Genomic DNA, 17,230 nt, shown 5'->3' with positions numbered 1-17,230 from the left:
CTCGATCGAGATCACATTCGCCTACCACAACGGCGACGAGGCCATCCTCAAGGCAATACGTCAGACTTCTTCAACAGCCTGCTAGACCGGGGATGGGACATATCGCGTTTTCTATGCCCTCGGACCGGAAGGCTTACCGTCTGCCGAGCGCTTCCGCCGAAGGGCTTATTATCTCTCCACGAGGATTTCAGCAACAATTCCGAACCCGGGCCGCGGTCGCTCTGGCTGGCGGGTACTCGCGCTGCCAGATGCGTGATGAGTATTCGCCGATGGGCGGCAGGTCGGTCACGACGTTCAGCACACCCTCGGGCAGTCCGGCCTGCAACCATACAATCGACCGCCAGCGCCAGTGCGAGCTGGTGGACGCAGCGGCGCCAATCAGCTGCCTCATTCTTCAGCTCTCGGAGTCTCATCGGGCATCGGCTGTCCCAAAATCTCAGGCCCTCGTTGCCACTTAACACCTCCATTCAATGGCTTCCGACATGTGCAGTTTGTATTTTGTGGCCAAAGGATGGAATCCTCGTATGGTACGATCCAACGATTTGCATTGCAAGTGAATTATGTGACTCTTATGTTATACATTTTACAAGATATTGTAACATAACTTAACATGATCCGTTCTTTTTTTGGCTTCAATACCTGCAGATGCACCTGCTATACCGCAGTATGATCTGGCGTCGGGCTGATGCGTAACAACAGAAATAGTGACGTTCGGAGGCGCTTGTGGTTCAGGACCTTTCGGGACTTGCGTCGATCGTTTCCCGGGCAATTCTAACCAAGGCAGGCTCATGGGTACGATCCATGCGCCCTCCATGCCTAGAGTGAACGGGCGAGTGGTGAACACCGCTAGATTTCGAGAGGCACCGCGCTATGGAGCAAAACACTCGTTCCCGTTCATCGGTCGGCCCATTAGGCAGTCCAACTAGCGCAATTAAGGATAGCTATGGGAAAGGGCTGCTTTTTATCATGATCTCTGCAGTCGCGTGGAGTACCGCAGGGCTGTTCGTCAGGGTTCTCCCACTTGACGCCTGGACAATTGTGTTTTGGCGCAGTGTGTTTGCAGCGGTCTTCCTGGCTGTTCATCTCTTTCTAGTGGGTCCAAGACATGGCCTCCTCCCAACAGGGCGCGGGCTGATCGTTGCCGCCTGTTTGGCACTTGCCATGCTTGCGTTCATCCCGGCGTGCCAGTTAACCTCGATCGCCAACGGAGCAGCCATCTATGCGACGACACCGGTTTTCACGGCCATATTGGCGTGGCTTTGGCTCGGAGAACAAATTCAGCCTGGTATCCTTTTTGCAGTAGTGATGGTTGTTGCCGGCAGCTGCGTGCTGGTCTGTGGAACCGTTTCAGGGTCCGACATCGTCGGCGACGCGTTCGCTCTCGTGACGACTTTCATCAACGCTGTCGTCACTGTGTTTATTCGCCGGCACCGAGAAGAATCGCTTCTGGCTTCCATCTGCCTGGCTAACATTTTTGTCTCACTGGTCAGCATGTGCTTTGCCGCGCCGCTATCCCCAAATCTGAGAGATCTGGAATATCTTGCGCTTTTCGGCCTGGTGCAAGTTTGGTTGGCTGTTGTGTTCTTTTCGGCGGGCTCACGTCGAGTTCCAGCTTCGCAGGGCTCCTTGGTTGCAGCGCTAGAAACTCCACTTGCTCCATTTTGGGTGTGGCTCGCATTCGGCGAAACACCCTCTCTATCGACCCTCATCGGGGGCGGAATCATTACCTCTGGAACGGGGGGATACCTTGTAGCCTTGGCCGTGCGCACAGCAAGGCGGAATGCTGGCGTTTTGCATGATCAGAAGTTGCTGCCAACAGGCTGGAAAAATGAAGCGCGCGTCGATGAATAATTGCAGCCGCCCGCTATATCATCGCGTCGCCATTCCCCAGCAGGCTCGCAACGGACCCCGCTCGCGGACCTAACATTTTGAAGCATGACAACCAGCAACGCAGACAGAAAGCCGCCGTTTCTAAGGGATGCGCACGAGACATTTCGAACTACCGCACGTCCTTGGAGCTGGCAGGTTTGGTGCCTCAACAGGCTGTCCCGGTCAGGCCGAGTCTCCTGAAAGGCGTTGCGACCTTAGGCTGCCGTGCGGTCTGTGCCAATTGTAGTGCTGGAAGCCAGGCAACTCGGCGACCCGATGGTCGAAGTGGGTATGTGGCGGCATAGGCCAATTCCCTGAGCGCGGTCTGGATGAAGTGGCTTCGGCCTTGCCGTCGACCTGATGCGGCTTCCGAGTTCCTCGGGTATCGAGAGTTTATCAATTATTGGAACAAAAAATGCTTTCCACCGACACAAAGTTAGATCGGATAAGTAGGTTGTCCTGTATTCTCCCAACTTGAGCGACCAGAAACTAGGTGGGTTCAAAAGTGGCGTAAGCTGGCTCGAATCTGGCTCTACGACTTAAAAAATTGCTCGATGGGCGAGGCTGAATGGAGACTAAAATGAGCGCTATGCGACGTCACCTACCCGTTAGTATGTTCGACGCGTTTAAGCCCGAGTCGCCCTTGATAGGGTTAGCAGCAAAGTGCGCTTTGCTGGTTAATTATTGGGATCGTCCGTATGCGGGCGCCGCCACAGATGCTGCAGAAATCGAATTTTTCGATGACGTATACTGGTGGTACAAAAGCGTACGGCCGATCATAAGACCAGAAGAAAATGCTTCTGAAGTCCTGGGCAGGCGGGACAGGTCTGTTGTGAAATTGCCCAGCGGCTTCGATGAAGACTCCACGCTCACAATTGGTGCCGCGGGTGATTTGATCCAAACGGAAGGAATTGAACATTCTAAAGATGTGCTATTTTCGAACGTAAGCGACATACTGTTCGACAAGGACATATCGTTTGCTAACTATGAATCGATAGTCGCGAACGATGACGTCGTTAAGAAGGCCATGAGCGACGCACGCTCTTTCACGATATGTTGTTCATATGACCAATATTCGGCCATGGTTCAACATAGGGGAAAATATTTTACGGTTCTAAACACGGCGAACAATCATGCGTTAGATCTCGGTCTGGCTGGTTTGGAGAACACCCAAAGGCTGCTTGAACAAAATGGGATCATGAATGTAGGTACGCCTCGAAACTTGGAGGAATATGGCCGGGCCAACATACTACCATGCAAAGGAATTAAAATTGGCTTCGTCTCAGCAACATTTGGCATCAGAAAGTTTAAGCTTCCATCAGATAATACGCATCGCATTCATGTAGCCAAACTCAATTCAAAACACGTTGCTCCCGATCTCGAATTGCTTATAGGCCAGATTGCGGACTGCAAGGCTCAAGGCTGTGATTTCATCGTTGCGTCGATTCACTGGGGTTGGGAATTTGAATTTTTTCCTCGCCAAAGCCAAACTGAGACCGCACACACGTTGGTCGAGGCTGGGGTAGACCTAATATTAGGCCATCATCCCCATGTTATTCAACCTGTAGAATACTATCGCACAAAGCGCGATCCCAATCGGATTGCGGTTATCGCTTATTCATTGGGCAGCACGACCTTTGGTTGGTTTACCGCGCCGCATTTACCTTTGAGTTTGATATTAAATATCGAGCTATGTAAGGGAGGTATGAGCAGTGGTAAGCGCACTTATATTTCCGCCGCAAATGCCATACCAGTGTTTAGGCATTCCTTTTGTGAAGAACACAGGTATATAATGCGTCTTGAAAAGTTGGACGCGCATTCAATTGTTGATGCAAATACGTCTCGTTCGATAACACAAATGAAAGAGTACGCCGATCTGGTCTTGGGCGACTCAAGAGGATAATTCGCTCAGCACCTCGCTCATTTCTACCCTCTTTCGGAAGTGCCAGCGTACGACGCTGGGCCGCTGCAGCGAGCGAAGCCTATATCTAAGCGGCGCCAAGATTCTGGCGGCGGCACTGTCGCTGCCGCCAGGTGACGCCTTATGTCGTTGGATGTATCTCTCACTGCCTGTTGGGATTGATAGCAGTCGCCGGGCTACACCATTCCGAAGTGCTCGATCTGCGCCGGGACGACGCCGGTCTCGACCAGCGCATCCTCACCATTCGTGTGACGAAGTTCGGGAAGCCGCGACTGGTGCCGCTCTATGCTACGATGGTCCCCGTGCTGTCCGACTATGCCGCCCGATGAGACACACCATCGCCGCAAGCGTAATTACCCACCCCCCGATGGGGCACAGTGCGTCGTCACTCGTCCTCGATGTCCGGGTACTGCGGGGGAGCCTTGCCGACCTTGCTGACGGTCCTCGGGTAATTGGCATCGGGTTGCGCCTGCCTTGTTCCAATAACTTCAACGCGGAAGCGCCACTCGTCACCGTAATCGTACAAGAAGGTCATTGCCGAGCCCAGCTTCTGGAAGGCCGCGATGACGCGTGTGCCTGTCACGCTGCGAGAGCCGCTCCCCTCTATGTCGGCGAAGAGCTCGAACCGCTGCGGCGAGTCGAACAGTCGAACAGCTTTCCCGTCAGCTTTGAATAGAAGCCGTAGGCGTGGTCCATGTCGAAGCCAAATGCCGCTACGATGGCTTCGGCCAGATCCGCTAGGGTGCTCGAACTCGACACCTCGATGTCCCGAAAAAGCCGTGCCCGAAGAGAGGCTCGGAAGATCAAGGTCGCGGGCTCAGTCATGGCGGATTTCAGGCGCTGACGGTTTGAAGGATGATTTTGAAGGGGTTCGTGCCCGGCGCGAGACGAGCCGTGTCGACGACGGTTCGAATGTCGGCTTCGCCCTGGGCGGCCCACATGGCGCGATAGCCGTTAGTGATCTTCCGTTGAACGACGGCGGGTCTGAGGGCGCGTTCGCAGGCGTTGTTCGTCGCATCGACCATTCCTGGCCATTGGGCAAAGGTCAAAAGTTGATCGCGAGCTCGCCTGAACTTGTTTTGGATGTCGCGGGCCAGATCGCACGACGTTGTGGTGGCAAGGATATCGTTCAGACTTCGCTCCAGGGCGCCGCGTTTGCCGGCGATGGTCGAGGCGGCGAAGGTTTCGACACCGTCGGCTAGGGCGAAGGCCCTTTGCAGCCAACGCTTGAGCCGTGAGGGCAGCATGTCCTCACTTGCCTCGTCCGCATAGGCGACGTCGCGGGCGAGATGCGCCAGGCAGGTCTGATGCGCATTTGCGTGCCCTTGTTGCGCGGCATAGCGATCGGAACACCAGACGTCGGGCCGATGGCCGTCCATCAGGGTCCGGACCACGACGGCGCCGCGCGTTGGCGCCGCTCGATGAACAACCGCTTCGGGGCAGCGAAACACCCAGTGGTAGGCGTTGCTTCCTTCGATCCGCACGCCGGTCTCATCGGAGGCGATGACCTTGGCCCGGCGCAACGCCGCGACGGCCTTGTCGCACTCGGCCGCGAAGGCGCCCTGCGCACGGCGCAACATGTTCATCAGTCCGCCCTGGCTGATGGTGAGACCGAAAAGGTTCGCGAACGCGCCCTGCAGCCGCTCGTAGGACAGGGCCTGGAAAGTCTTGAGATAGGTCGCTACGGCGTGCACGCGTGGCCCAAACGGCGTCCCCTTCGCCGCATCTGGCACAGCCGCGACGACCAGCGTGCCGCAGGACGGGCAACGGACTGCCAGACGCCGATGGCGCTCAATCAAAGGCCTGATCGCGGGAAGCTCAATCTTATCGTGCTCGCTGACGGTTTCGGCAGGAAGATCGTTCGACAGGCAGGCCTGGCAGCAAGGGCATTGGTCGGGATGATGGTCGATGATGCGATCGGCATCCTCGCTCAGGGCGCGGCTGTGACCCTTATGTCCCGGCTGGCGCCGCCGGGCTTCGCCTTGTCCCGACGCTCCTTGCGATCGCTCGACGGAGGCTTCGATGACGTGCGCGACGTCTTGTCCGGTCGCTGCATCCGCAGCACCAGATCGATCAGTTCCTCCTTCGTCAGACGCTGCAAATCACTGCGATCCATTTCCAAATGGATTCAGGGATTCTTGCCCCTGACAAGGGCGTGGGTAATTACCCGCAAGCCACGCAGCCCCAATTTCTTTGTTGCCGAGCGCCGCCTCGATTCATGCCGACGTCGCGCAGACGTACTGCTTCACAAGTGGGTCCTGCAGCGTGTGGTTGGCGCGCGTTCGACGCGGCCCTTGGCCTGCGGGCTTTGCGCGCAAAATAATTGTCGATGTTCAGCTCATAGAGCGCACGGCGGAATCGCGTCATGCCGGTCGTTCGATCTCTCTCCACCCATGCGTCGTACGGAAGACCCCATGCTTGTTTGTCGTTGTTGAACGAGATTGCCTTGCCGCATTCCTGGAAATACGCCTTCGTGACGATCAGGTAGTCGATCGTGTTCTCGGAACTCGCGAAGCGCAAATGCAGCAGCTTGCCGGTCGTCCCGTGATCGATGTAGACGAGCAAGGCGGATTTGGGGCCGCTGATCTCCAACCACCAATGGTGCGACCTGTTGATCTGCCCAAGCTCGCCCAGGCAGTCACGCCGGCCGCGCGGCTGATGCAGCTGGCTCGCGCGCTCACGGCGTGAAACCCAGGTTTCCAGCCTGACGGTTGAAGCTCGTCTCGGTGCTGATGGCGATCTGGTGCCGTTCAAGCACATTCTCGCGGGGCAAGTGTCGGGTCAAAGTCCCGGAGTCCCGGTAGTGATCGCAGCAGGTCGAGCGCAGTGTTCCGGAAGTCATCTTCATGCCCCCAGATTGTTCGCGCCGGCCGCGCTTCTTCGAAGTCAGGCCGTGGCGCCATCACGGTCATAGGCCTGCATCAGCCTGTGAGCCTGACTGCGAACTGAGGTGAAGCAGCTCGCGAGCGGTTCGTGAGCTTCGAGACGGGGCAGCTCTTTTGCGACAAGGTGACCAAAGGCCTATGACGGCTCCTCAATGCGCTCGGTCTCACGCCAGGCCATGAATTCGGCAACCTTCCTTTCCAGCTTCGTGTTGACCAGCCTCGGAAGCGAGAAGTGTAGCATCTCGAACCGCTCAACTGTCGCATTACCAAATAGCGCCGGAACTCGTCCGATGACAGTCAGGCCGCCTTGGGAGGCTAAAAGGATTGGCGGCCGGATTGTCACATGGCTTACCCGCGATTGATGCACACCACCTTTGGCTGAGTCATCTCCTCGTAGGCGAATCGAACGCCTTCCCTGCCCATGCTGCCGTATTTGAAGCCCCCGAAGGGCATGGCATCGAACCGATAGTCCGACGAGTCGTTGATCATGACGCCGCCTGCCTCGATCTTTTTTGCCGCCTCAAGCGCGACCGAGAGATTATTGGTGAAGATGCCGGCATGCAGGCTGTATTCCGGAACGTTGGCCATCTCGATGGCTTCATCGAGCGTATCGAAGGGAGCCAGCATCACGACGGGGGCGAACACTTCCTCGTGCCACAGCCGGCAGCTCTGAGGTGTGCCTTCCAGGACAGTCGGATGGTACAGGGAGCCTTCGCGCCGGTGTCCGCACAACAAATTCGCACCCGCGTCAATGGCCTCATTGACTGCCGTCTCGGTACATTTCGCTACTTCTGTGGAGATCATCGGACCAACGTCGGTATCCTCGCGTGACGGATCGCCTGCCTTCAGCTTTTTCGCTGCCGCGACGAAGGCATCGCGGTACCGCTCATAAAGTGCCGCCTGCACCAAAATGCGCTGGGCGCCGATGCAGTTTTGTCCGGCCGCCCAGAACGCCCCGGAGACCGAGCCTTCGACCGCTTTGTCGAAGTCGCAATCATTCATGACGATGACCGGCGCATTGCCGCCGAGTTCCATCGCCAGTTTCTTGAGCCCTGCCGAGCGACTGATTGCCTCTCCGGTTGCAAATCCGCCGGTGAACGACACCATGCGAACTTCGCGGGCGGCGACCAAGGCCTTACCGAGATCTGTACCGCCAACCGCGACGGTTATGACGTCTTCAGGCAAGCCTGCATCGCGCAATGCTTCGATGAGGTTGATCGCCGAAAGCGGCGTCAACTCCGATGGCTTCAGCAGAACGGCATTGCCGCCGGCGATTGCGGGACCGAGCTTATGAGCCACAAGGTTCAGCGGATCATTGTACGGGGTAATGGCGGTGATGATCCCGAGCGGTTCGCGCGTGAACCAACCCTGCCGCTGCTCTGATCCAGCATACGCATCGAACGGCACGATTTCGCCGGCATTGCGCTTTGCTTCTTCAGCTGAGAGCTTCAACGTATTGACGCAACGCAGGACTTCCTTTCGCGCTTGAACAATAGTTTTTCCAGCTTCGCGGACGATGGTTTCGGCGAAGGCATCGCGACTGCGCTCGACAATCTTTGCAGCGTCTTCAAGGATGCTCGCACGGCGGTGCCTGGGCAGGTTGCGCGAAAGCTCGGCCCCGCGTCTGGCGCGTGTCAGAAGCTCGCCGATTTCGCTTGCATCCGTAGCGTCGACCGTGCCCACAAGAGACCCGTCGTGGGGGCTGTACACGGGTATGGGCGTCAAGCCTGTTGTGATGTGAAGTTGGGCAGCGGTCATAAGCGGGCTTCTTCTTCCCTAATGATGCGCCGGCGTGCGCGGCTTCTAAGTTTGTTAGTCGCGGGGCAAGGTGCTACGACCCACGCCCTGCCCTCACTTGATGCACTGGTCGATTGCTACCTGAACGTTCGCCATGGCGGACGAACCTCTTCGGCCGTCGTCGTTCAGATTTTCTGACTGTCGCGAACGAGTTCGTCCATGACGGAGCGCACGGCGCTCTCGGCGATTGCAACGATCTCTTCGACTTCAGACTTGGTTGTTACGAGTGGCGGGGCAAAGCCCAGAATGTCGCCGTGCGGCATGGCGCCAGCGATCAGGCCACGATCACGGGCCGCCTTGGAAATTCGTGCACCAACCTTGAGCGCCGGATCAAAACGCTTCCTATTGTCGCGATCGGCCACAAACTCGATCGCGCCCATAAGTCCGACCCCGCGCACCTCACCGACGATCGACAACTGCGCGAATTTTTCCTTCAGCTGCGCTTGGAAAAACGCGCCGACGTCGCGAGCATTGCCAGGGAGGTCTTCCTTCTCGACAAGGTCGAGTACCGCGTTGGCCGCGGCGGCTCCGATCGGATGACCTGAGTAGGTGTAGCCGTGCGAGAACGCACCAACCCTGTCAGCGCCGTCTTCCATCAACTTATAGACCTTCTCGCCAACGATCGCCGCGGAGAGCGGGAAGTAGGCCGAGGTTAGGCCCTTGGCAACCGTAATCAGGTCGGGCTCAATTCCGTAATGCTGCGAGCCGAACATGGAGCCGGTGCGGCCGAAACCGGTGATCACTTCGTCGGCGATGAGGAGTACGTCATGCTTTTTCAGAACGGCCTGGATCGCCTTCCAATACCCTTCCGGCGGAGGTGTAATGCCGCCTGTGCCGAGCACAGGCTCAGCGATGAAGGCGCCGACGTTGTCGGGACCCAGGCGTTCAATCAACTGGTCGAGCTCGGCCGCTCGGCGGGCAGAGAACTCCCGCTGAGTTTCTCCCGGATTCGCGCCCCAGTAATGGTGAGGCGCGCCGGTATGGACGATCTGCGGCAGCGGCAGGTCCATATGGTCGTGATAGAAGCTCATACCTGTCCATCGAGCCGGAGACGACGCTGCAGCCGTGATAGCCGCGCTCACGCGAGATGATCTTCTTCTTGAGGGTTTGCCGCGCAGATTGTTGTAGTACCAGACGAGCTTGGCCTGAGTCTCGTTGGCGTCCGAGCCGGACATGCCATAGAAAACCTTACTCATCTTGCCGGGCGCCGTCCTCACGAGACGATCGGAGAGGATCGCAAGCTGATCGGTCGTGTGCGCCGCATAGGAGTGGTAGTAGGCAAGGCGATAAGCTTGGCGTGAGATTGCTTCGGCAACTTCGGCGCGGCCATAGCCGACATTGACGCAATAGAGGCCGGCAAAGCCATCGATCAACTGGTTGCCATGCGCGTCCTGGATACGGATGCCCTTTCCCGTCTCGACGATTGTCGGCTCGCCCAGCTTGCCGGTCGCAAAGTCCTTGAGCTGCGTGAAAGGATGCAGGACACTGTTGCGGTCCTTTTCGCTAATGTCCTTGATATCGATAGTCATTGTAACTCCTTCCGCTGCCGTATCAGATCGCTTCGTAAGCCGTAGCGAAACTGCACGAAAGGCGGCGGGTCGGATGGTTCTGGCCCGCCGCTTGTAGTCAGTGCAGAACGCCATTTTTCTTGGCCGTCCACGTGCCGAGATAGTCCATGAGCGCCGGCGAAAGGCAATCATAGAGCTCGAGGCGCACCTCCCTAAGTTTTGCGCGGATGCCATCCATTTCAGTTGGATCGACACCACCTTCAATGACCGAAGACACGAAAGCGGCAAAGCCAGGCTCCGGCCATCCGCCGTTGTCGAACAGCTCCGGGTGGATAAAGGACAGACCCTTGAAGGCATGATCGCGCTCTACCGGACCGTACATATGCGTGCCGCATTCCTTGCACGCGTGGCGCTGGATAAGGCAGAGGGATCGACGACGGCGAGTTTGTCGCCATTTTCGGCGACCGAAACGCTTTCGCTTGGAGCCACAGCCACGACCGAGAACGCCGCGCCATCTGGCTTCCAGCACTTTGTGCAGCCGCAAGCATGGTTGTGGGCGATTCCGGTCGAGACTTTCACCTTAACAGGTCGATCTGAGCATTTGCAGGCAAGAATGCCGCCTGCATGATTGCTGTCGCCCTTGTGAAGCCCGTTCTGGATCAAAGGATGAAGAAGGCGAACGCTCATAATTTGCTCCTGGGTTTTCCCGCGACATGCGGGTTCTTATCAGCGATCAATAGACGATCACCGAACGGATCGACTTGCCTTCTTGCATCAGATCGAATGCCGTGTTGATCTCATCAAGCGGCATCTTGTGCGTGATCAAGTCATCGATCTGGATCTTGCCGTCCATGTACCAGTCGACGATCTTCGGCACGTCGGTGCGGCCCCGCGCGCCGCCGAAGGCGGTGCCCATCCAGGTCCGTCCGGTGACCAGTTGGAACGGCCTGGTTGAAATCTCCTGGCCGGCGCCGGCGACGCCGATGACGACCGACTTGCCCCAGCCGCGATGCGAGGCTTCCAGCGCCTGGCGCATCACCTTGGTGTTGCCGGTGCAGTCGAACGTGTAGTCGGCGCCGCCGATCTGGTCGGCGCCGCGCTTGGTCATGTTGACGAGATGCGCCACGATGTCGCCGTCGATCTGCTTCGGATTGACGAAATGCGTCATGCCGAATTTCTCGCCCCAGCCCTTCTTGTCGTTGTTCAGATCGACGCCGATGATCATGTCGGCGCCGGCAAGGCGCAGGCCCTGGATGACGTTGAGGCCGATGCCGCCGAGGCCGAAGACTATCGCCGTCGCGCCGATCTCGACCTTGGCGGTGTTGATGACAGCACCGATGCCGGTGGTGACGCCGCAGCCGATGTAGCAGATCTTGTCGAAGGGGGCGTCGGCATTGACCTTGGCCACCGCGATTTCGGGCAGCACGGTGAAGTTGGAGAAGGTCGAGCAGCCCATATAGTGAAAAATCTTGTCCTTGCCGATCGAGAAGCGCGATGAGCCGTCGGGCATCAGGCCCTGGCCCTGGGTGGCGCGGATGGCCGTGCACAGATTGGTCTTTTTGGACAGGCAGGACGGGCACTGGCGGCATTCGGGCGTATAGAGCGGGATGACGTGGTCGCCCTTCTTGACGCTAGTGACGCCCTTGCCGACATCGGCAACGATGCCGGCGCCCTCATGGCCGAGGATGGCCGGAAACAGGCCTTCCGGATCGGCGCCCGACAGCGTGAACTCGTCGGTGTGGCAGATGCCGGTCGCCTTGATCTCGACCAGCACTTCGCCGTCGCGCGGGCCGTCGAGCTGCACGGTCATGATTTCGAGAGGCTTGCCGGCCTCCGTAGCCACTGCTGCGCGAACGTTCATCACTTGTTTCCTCGCAATTTTCTTGGGCGGATTTGCCGCCTCGCAACAATCTATCAATCGTGAGTCCGCTGTTACGATGCCAACCGTGATCGCGTTGGCCGGGTCAAAAGGTGTGGATCGGCCGTTTGCGCGATTAGATCTTCCGAAAGTTCCGGCTGGTCGGCCAAGACTTCGCGGATGGTTTTGCCGGAGGCCAAGACCTCCTTCGCAAGTTCCGCTGCCCGCTCGTACCCGATCACAGGCGTCAGTGCTGTTGCCACGGCGGTACTGGCTTCGAGATGCCTGCGGCAAGTCTCTGCATTGGCGGTAATGCCCACGACGCACTTCGTGCGCAGCACATCGATGGCATTGGTCAGAAGCTCAAGCGAGTGCAGTATGTTGTAGGCAATGACCGGCTCCATCACGTTCAACTGCAGCTGTCCCGCTTCGGAGGCAAGAGTGATCGTGAGATCGTAACCGATGATCTGGAAGGCGACCTGGTTGACCACCTCCGGCACTACGGGATTGACCTTTCCGGGCATGATTGAGGAGCCTGGCTGAAGCGCTGGCAAATTGATTTCGTTCAGGCCGCCACGCGGGCCGCTGGATAGCAGCCGCAAATCGTTGCAGATCTTCGAGAGTTTCGTGGCCGTCCGCTTTAGCATTCCAGAGAACAGAACGAAGGCGCCTGTATCCCAGCAGGCTTCGATCAGGTTTCCGGCACAGACGACTGGCAGGCCGGAAATCGCGCGCAACGCGGCGACAGCTTCCGCCTGATAGTCGGGGTTTGTATTGATGCCCGTGCCAATGGCCGTGCCACCGAGGTTGATCTCATGGAAGAAGGCGGCAATCTCACCGAGACGAGCTACGTCTTCGCGCAGCGTCGTCGCGAAAGCCTGAAACTCCTGGCCCAACGTCATCGGAACAGCGTCCTGCAACTGCGTCCGGCCAAGCTTGATCACATCCGAAAAGCTTTCGGCTTTGGCCTCCAACTCGTCCGCGAGCTGCTCCAAGGCCCGCTGTAACGCCCCGCGTGAAAGAAGGATCGCAAGCCGGATCGCCGTCGGATAAACGTCGTTTGTCGACTGAGCGAAATTCACGTCATTGTTGGGATGTAGCTTTTCGTATTTTCCCCTTGGCAGCCCCATGATCTCCAAGCCACGGTTGGCGATGACCTCGTTGATGTTCATGTTGGTCGAGGTACCGGCGCCGCCCTGAAACACATCGAGCGGGAATTCGCCAAGGTGCCTGCCCGCCGCGATTTCCTGGCAGACTTGGCAGATGACGTCGGCCTTTTGTTTATCGAGATCTCCGAGTGCGGCGTTGGCGCGGGCCGCTGCCATTTTCACGTAGGCAAGCGCCTTGATGAAGTTCGGAAAGTGGCTGATCCGTATGCCCGAAATAGGGAAGTTGGCGATTCCCCGCGCCGTCTGAGGACCATAGTAGGAATCGACCGGGATGCTTACCGGGCCAAGTGGGTCTTTCTCAATGCGTTCGATTTGTAGAGCGTCTGTCACGATGATACCTCATGTGATTTGCGGAAACCGGCATTGTTGCCAGCGCTCGTCGTCCAGGCGATGAACGGTTTGAGGAATCCGTGGGCCCGGGTCTCTTTAGCTAGGGCTAGCGCAACGATTCCCACGCGGCGGGAAAAGCATCAGGCGGCTTTTGAAGAGCGGCCGGCGGTATTGCCGCGTTCCTTGATGACGTCCAGTACGCGATCGATGTCGGAAGCGGTGTTGAACATGGCAAGCGAGATGCGAACGCCATCGCGCTCGGGCGAGACGCGGACATCCTTGGAGGCGAAGTAGTCGATCCATTCATCGGCTGGCAGCGCAGCGACGTAGATATGCGGTGCACGGCTGGTTCGGTCGCGGGGGCCAACAAGCTTGATGTTGAGCCCATCAAGCCCCGCTATCAGCCTGTCGCCCAAATCGAAGCAATGAGCTTGAATCTTCTCGATGCCGATATCATTGATCAGATCGAGAGCCGCGCTGAGCCCCTGAATTGCCAGCAGGTTGAAGTTGCCGAGTTCGAAGCGGCCGGCCGTGGGAGCCAGTGCCATGTCGTCGGGGCGGGCGATGAAGTCCGCTGGCGGATTTTCGAGGCTGATTGCCGCAAGATAAGCAGGCTCCAACTCCGTGCGGGTGCGATCCCAATAGAGCAGGCCCAAGCCTTGGGGAACCAGGAGTCCCTTGTGCGTACCGGACCCGATGAAGGTGGCGCCGACTTTCTTTGCATCGATCGGCACGACGCCGACCGCCTGCATGATATCGATGACGAAGTAGAGGTTCTTTTCCTTGCAGAGAGCGCCTACGCTTTCGATATCGAAGCGATGGCCCGCATGGAAGGCCACATGCGATATCGAGATGGCTTTGGTATTTGCGTCGACGTGCGGGCGGAAGCTGTCCGCGTTGACGATTTCGGTCATGGGAATGAAGCGGACCTCGACGCCCTTCTTCTTCAGGTTCAGGAATGCGTAGGTGTTGTTCGGATGGTCGCCATGGATCATCAGAACATCGTCGCCCGCTTTCAGCGGAAGAGCGTTCGCGGCAATGTTCATCGCTTCGGACGTGTTTTTCGTGAATGCGATTTCTTCGGTAGCCGAGTTTAACAAAGCCGCGACCTTGGCCCGCGTTTCCTCCACGCGGTCAGTCCATACGGATTTCGGACCAGCTGCCTCATAGCTTTCCTTTATAAAAGCTTCAAAGGCGTGCTTGACCGGCGTTGACATCGGCGTCTGGAAGCCGGAGTCGAGGTATGTCATTTTCTCGACGACAGGAAATAGCTTCCTCACCGCCCCCACGTCATAATACTGCGTCATTTATCTCTCCGATTCGGCTAGCCGCAGCCGCTCGCCGCGGGGTGAACCACGTCCTTGTCGTCCGACTCATATGCGAAGTTTTCGCACGCCCCTTGTTTGATTGCGCTGCACCATTTTCGCTTGCGATCAGCAATGACCAAGCATATGTAAAAAGAGCTACCGGTCCACAATTATATCGTTTAGCGGGCTTGTTTATTCCGAAAAATGATAATGTGTTAAACTCCCGCCCTCTGGAAGGCGCACTCTAGCTGTGCATCTGTGTCGCAAGCTGGAAGGCGTGGATTGTAGCAGCGCGTTATGCGAGCTGCATGCAGTCCCCGCCATGCAGCTTGGAAGTACACGGCATCGAAGGTTGTCCCGGGTTCACCAGCATACGCCGAGAGGGCGTTTGATGCTTAGGCGTTCTCGCGGGCGACAGGGGCGGCAAAAAACGAGCTTTGGCGTCGAGCAAACCCGCTGGCCTTTCCCCAAGAGAGGCATCGCCACTCAATTCGATAACTGAATTGATTGCCAAGACAATCGGCAATCTACCGCCTGCGGCGAAATTCGCGGATCAGGCAGGATCGAGGGGTCGATAGCGGCTGTTTCAAGTTCCTGTCAGACATTCTCAAATCTGAGGATCGCTGCTATAATCAAATTTCGAGAATTCTATTCTCATATTTTGAACCCTCTAACCCCAACGCGAGGCCTTAATGAGCTTAAACGTCAATTCGGATGGTCCATTGGATCGCGCATTTGCAATCCTTGATTTTGTGGCCACTCAACTCAAAGCAGTTACTGCGGCGGACATTGCCAAGAATCTCGACCTGCCTTTGCCAACAGCCCACAGATTAATCAGCAACCTCGAATCCCGCGGACTGCTCCAGCGCGCGGCGGGCACAAAACGATTCGTTGTCGGCAACAATCTAGTCGTGCTTGCGGGCAAGACGATTGGCTCAGCCTTTCGAACGGCACGACGCCACGCTGTTCTACAGAATGTCTCAGCAGAAATCGGCGAGCAATGCGAGATTGGCATCGTGCGGAACAATGCTGTGGTCTATGTCGACAGCGTACGAGTTAAGCCCCCCCAAGGACTACAATTTGATCCTGGGCATACTGCGCCCCTCTATTGTACGTCCACTGGCAAAATTTACATGAGCATGCTTCCTGCAAAGCCGCGTGGAAAGCTGGTTTGGTCTCTGCAGATGGAGCAGCATACTGACAGGACAATAACCGATCCTGATGCCCTTCTCGCGGTTCTAGAGGAAACTCGCAGGGAAGGATGGGCTCGGACTAACGAAGAGTTCGTCAAAGGTGTGGTTGGATGCGCTGTTCCAATTCTCGCCCCGGGCGGAACTTTGATTGCTTGTCTTGGCGTGTCCGTACCAGTTGCCCGCGTTAGCTTTGAAGAGCTGCAAAGCTTCCGTGATCCCTTGGTCCGAGCAGCTAAATTGCTATCTGAGACGATACTCCAGACTAGCAGCGACTTTGCCGAAGATGACATCGACTAGTGCCGAAAGCTGCAACCAGTGTCCATCACAGTCATGGCATGGTGCGAGAACAACGGCATCGACTACATCTACAGCTTCGGACTGACCGGCAGCACGTTCTCAAGCGGCTCGTCGACAAGAGCGCCGACGATATCCGCATCATTCGCCGCGCGCTTGAGCGCAAACCTGTGCTGCGCGGCTACCGGCCGTAATGACCATCGCCGCGCACCATGATGCGAGTGATCGACAGTCGGCCAGCGGACGCGGGTGCGGCGCACGAGGCGGCGCAGATGGCCGCGGATCTCTTTGCCCGTCGGTGTCTTGTCGGGGCGCAGGATCATGGCGACCAGGCGGCCGGTGGCGGCGTCATCACGCGGGTGAAGCGGATCTGACGACGGGAAGGAGTGAAGCTTCCGGCGGGGCACCAACCGGCGTACTACGCCCGAATCGAGACAACCGCGTTGGGCCTCGACATCCGGTTCGTCGTCACCAATCTCGACAGCGGCTTGGCCGAGTACCTCTACGACGAGATCTACTGCACCCGGGGCCAGGCCGAGAACCTATGTCGATATGCACAAGAGCCAACTCGCCTCCGACCGCACCAGCTGCCGCCAACCAGGTCCGCCTCGTACTGCACACCGCCCTATACCGGCTGATGATCACCCTGCGCGACGCGGTGCCCACATCCCATCATCTCGGCAAAGCCGAGTTCGCCACGTTGCCGCTCAGGCTCCTCAAGCTCGGCGCCCGCGTCATCGAAACCGTCTCGGGCGTCCGCCTGGCCTTCCCCGTCACCTGTCCCGAGGCCAGCCTGTTCCGGGCGCTTGCCAGCAATCTGCAGCCGGCTGGACCATGACCGCCGGGGCAGCAGCCCCCGTCGAACCAGACAGCTTCCCCCCCCAGCGCGTTCACAAGTCCAGACAGACACAGCCGCGGTGAAAAAAGACGCCGCGCCGCCACCTGTCCGTCGCTCAGCGCCAAACAAACCAGATGCGTCATGAATAGGACGGATTAGTTCAATCCTTGTTTCCTTTGACCTTGCCCCTCTGATCTAATCCGGTTTGAAGTTCGTTCTGGCCCATCGAGAGGACCAGGACATGAAACGTAGCCGCTTCTC

At 57.8% G+C, this 17,230-nt stretch carries 10 protein-coding genes and 7 pseudogenes; 6 read left to right on the top strand and 11 right to left on the bottom strand.

Features of this window, described 5'->3' with window-relative positions; translation table 11 throughout:
* Positions 1–870: 870 nt before the first annotated feature.
* Positions 871–1,851: a DMT family transporter gene (locus NKH99_RS31695; RefSeq protein WP_353017773.1), complete on the top strand. Its 981-nt coding sequence runs from the start codon at positions 871–873 to the stop codon at positions 1,849–1,851.
* Between the two features lie 184 nt (positions 1,852–2,035).
* Here the strand turns inward: NKH99_RS31695 and NKH99_RS32885 are convergent.
* A pseudogene (locus NKH99_RS32885) lies at positions 2,036–2,203 on the bottom strand (IS481 family transposase); the annotation flags it as partial.
* A gap of 246 nt (positions 2,204–2,449) precedes the next feature.
* On the opposite strand from NKH99_RS32885, the gene NKH99_RS31690 reads away from it, so the two are divergent.
* Together NKH99_RS31690 and NKH99_RS31685 are read left to right on the top strand one after the other, a co-directional pair.
* Positions 2,450–3,772, top strand: a complete 1,323-nt coding sequence (locus tag NKH99_RS31690) for a CapA family protein (protein WP_353017771.1) — start codon at positions 2,450–2,452, stop codon at positions 3,770–3,772.
* A 170-nt stretch (positions 3,773–3,942) separates the two neighbouring features.
* The gene (locus tag NKH99_RS31685; RefSeq protein WP_353017769.1) at positions 3,943–4,119 is read left to right on the top strand and encodes a site-specific integrase; all 177 of its coding nucleotides are present in this window, start codon (positions 3,943–3,945) and stop codon (positions 4,117–4,119) included.
* 56 nt (positions 4,120–4,175) lie between these two features.
* On the opposite strand, the gene NKH99_RS31680 is transcribed toward NKH99_RS31685, so the two are convergent.
* From NKH99_RS31680 to NKH99_RS31640, 9 genes and pseudogenes are all read right to left on the bottom strand, one after another.
* Positions 4,176–4,373 (bottom strand): IS1096 element passenger TnpR family protein, encoded by a 198-nt coding sequence (locus tag NKH99_RS31680; RefSeq protein WP_353017767.1) that lies wholly within the window; start codon positions 4,371–4,373, stop codon positions 4,176–4,178.
* Between the two features lie 250 nt (positions 4,374–4,623).
* Positions 4,624–5,906 (bottom strand): annotated as a pseudogene (gene tnpC, locus NKH99_RS31675) (IS66 family transposase).
* A 124-nt stretch (positions 5,907–6,030) separates the two neighbouring features.
* Positions 6,031–6,784, bottom strand: a pseudogene (locus tag NKH99_RS31670) (transposase family protein); the annotation flags it as partial.
* 239 nt (positions 6,785–7,023) lie between these two features.
* Positions 7,024–8,433: an aldehyde dehydrogenase family protein gene (locus NKH99_RS31665; RefSeq protein WP_353017765.1), complete on the bottom strand. Its 1,410-nt coding sequence runs from the start codon at positions 8,431–8,433 to the stop codon at positions 7,024–7,026.
* Positions 8,434–8,597: 164 nt separating this feature from the next.
* A complete protein-coding gene (locus tag NKH99_RS31660) occupies positions 8,598–10,001 on the bottom strand; it encodes an aminotransferase class III-fold pyridoxal phosphate-dependent enzyme (RefSeq protein ID WP_353017763.1) in 1,404 nt (467 codons plus the stop codon).
* A 97-nt stretch (positions 10,002–10,098) separates the two neighbouring features.
* Positions 10,099–10,667, bottom strand: a pseudogene (gene gfa, locus NKH99_RS31655) (S-(hydroxymethyl)glutathione synthase).
* A gap of 46 nt (positions 10,668–10,713) precedes the next feature.
* On the bottom strand, positions 10,714–11,841 hold the full coding sequence (locus tag NKH99_RS31650; RefSeq protein WP_353017761.1) for an S-(hydroxymethyl)glutathione dehydrogenase/class III alcohol dehydrogenase: 1,128 nt from the start codon (positions 11,839–11,841) through the stop codon (positions 10,714–10,716).
* A gap of 71 nt (positions 11,842–11,912) precedes the next feature.
* On the bottom strand, positions 11,913–13,337 hold the full coding sequence (locus NKH99_RS31645) for an aspartate ammonia-lyase (protein ID WP_353017758.1): 1,425 nt from the start codon (positions 13,335–13,337) through the stop codon (positions 11,913–11,915).
* 140 nt (positions 13,338–13,477) lie between these two features.
* Complete coding sequence (locus tag NKH99_RS31640) at positions 13,478–14,644, bottom strand: aminotransferase class V-fold PLP-dependent enzyme (protein ID WP_353017756.1); 1,167 nt, start codon at positions 14,642–14,644, stop codon at positions 13,478–13,480.
* A gap of 692 nt (positions 14,645–15,336) precedes the next feature.
* On the opposite strand from NKH99_RS31640, the gene NKH99_RS31635 reads away from it, so the two are divergent.
* Both NKH99_RS31635 and NKH99_RS31630 read left to right on the top strand, forming a co-directional pair.
* A complete protein-coding gene (locus NKH99_RS31635; RefSeq protein WP_353017754.1) occupies positions 15,337–16,134 on the top strand; it encodes an IclR family transcriptional regulator in 798 nt (265 codons plus the stop codon).
* A gap of 24 nt (positions 16,135–16,158) precedes the next feature.
* Positions 16,159–16,316: pseudogene (locus NKH99_RS31630) on the top strand (IS1380 family transposase); the annotation flags it as partial.
* Here NKH99_RS31630 and NKH99_RS31625 read toward each other — a convergent pair.
* Positions 16,316–16,481: pseudogene (locus NKH99_RS31625) on the bottom strand (transposase); the annotation flags it as partial. The pseudogenes NKH99_RS31630 and NKH99_RS31625 sit on opposite strands and share 1 nt — an antisense overlap.
* A gap of 36 nt (positions 16,482–16,517) precedes the next feature.
* Between NKH99_RS31625 and NKH99_RS31620 the strand changes: the two are divergent.
* Positions 16,518–16,969: pseudogene (locus tag NKH99_RS31620) on the top strand (transposase).
* The last annotated feature ends 261 nt before the right edge of the window (positions 16,970–17,230 follow it).

The organism is Mesorhizobium sp. M0854, assembly GCF_040319815.1.
Classification (GTDB): domain Bacteria; phylum Pseudomonadota; class Alphaproteobacteria; order Rhizobiales; family Rhizobiaceae; genus Mesorhizobium.
This window is presented reverse-complemented; position numbering and strand designations above follow the sequence as displayed.

Excerpts from the sequence above, each read along its gene's own strand:
- NKH99_RS31695 (WP_353017773.1), top strand. The coding sequence starts at position 871 with ATGGAGCAAAACACTCGTTCCCGTTCATCGGTCGGCCCATTAGGCAGT.
- NKH99_RS31690 (WP_353017771.1), top strand. The coding sequence starts at position 2,450 with ATGAGCGCTATGCGACGTCACCTACCCGTTAGTATGTTCGACGCGTTT.
- NKH99_RS31665 (WP_353017765.1), bottom strand. The coding sequence starts at position 8,433 with ATGACCGCTGCCCAACTTCACATCACAACAGGCTTGACGCCCATACCC.
- NKH99_RS31660 (WP_353017763.1), bottom strand. The coding sequence starts at position 10,001 with ATGACTATCGATATCAAGGACATTAGCGAAAAGGACCGCAACAGTGTC.
- NKH99_RS31650 (WP_353017761.1), bottom strand. The coding sequence starts at position 11,841 with ATGAACGTTCGCGCAGCAGTGGCTACGGAGGCCGGCAAGCCTCTCGAA.
- NKH99_RS31640 (WP_353017756.1), bottom strand. The coding sequence starts at position 14,644 with ATGACGCAGTATTATGACGTGGGGGCGGTGAGGAAGCTATTTCCTGTC.
- NKH99_RS31635 (WP_353017754.1), top strand. The coding sequence starts at position 15,337 with ATGAGCTTAAACGTCAATTCGGATGGTCCATTGGATCGCGCATTTGCA.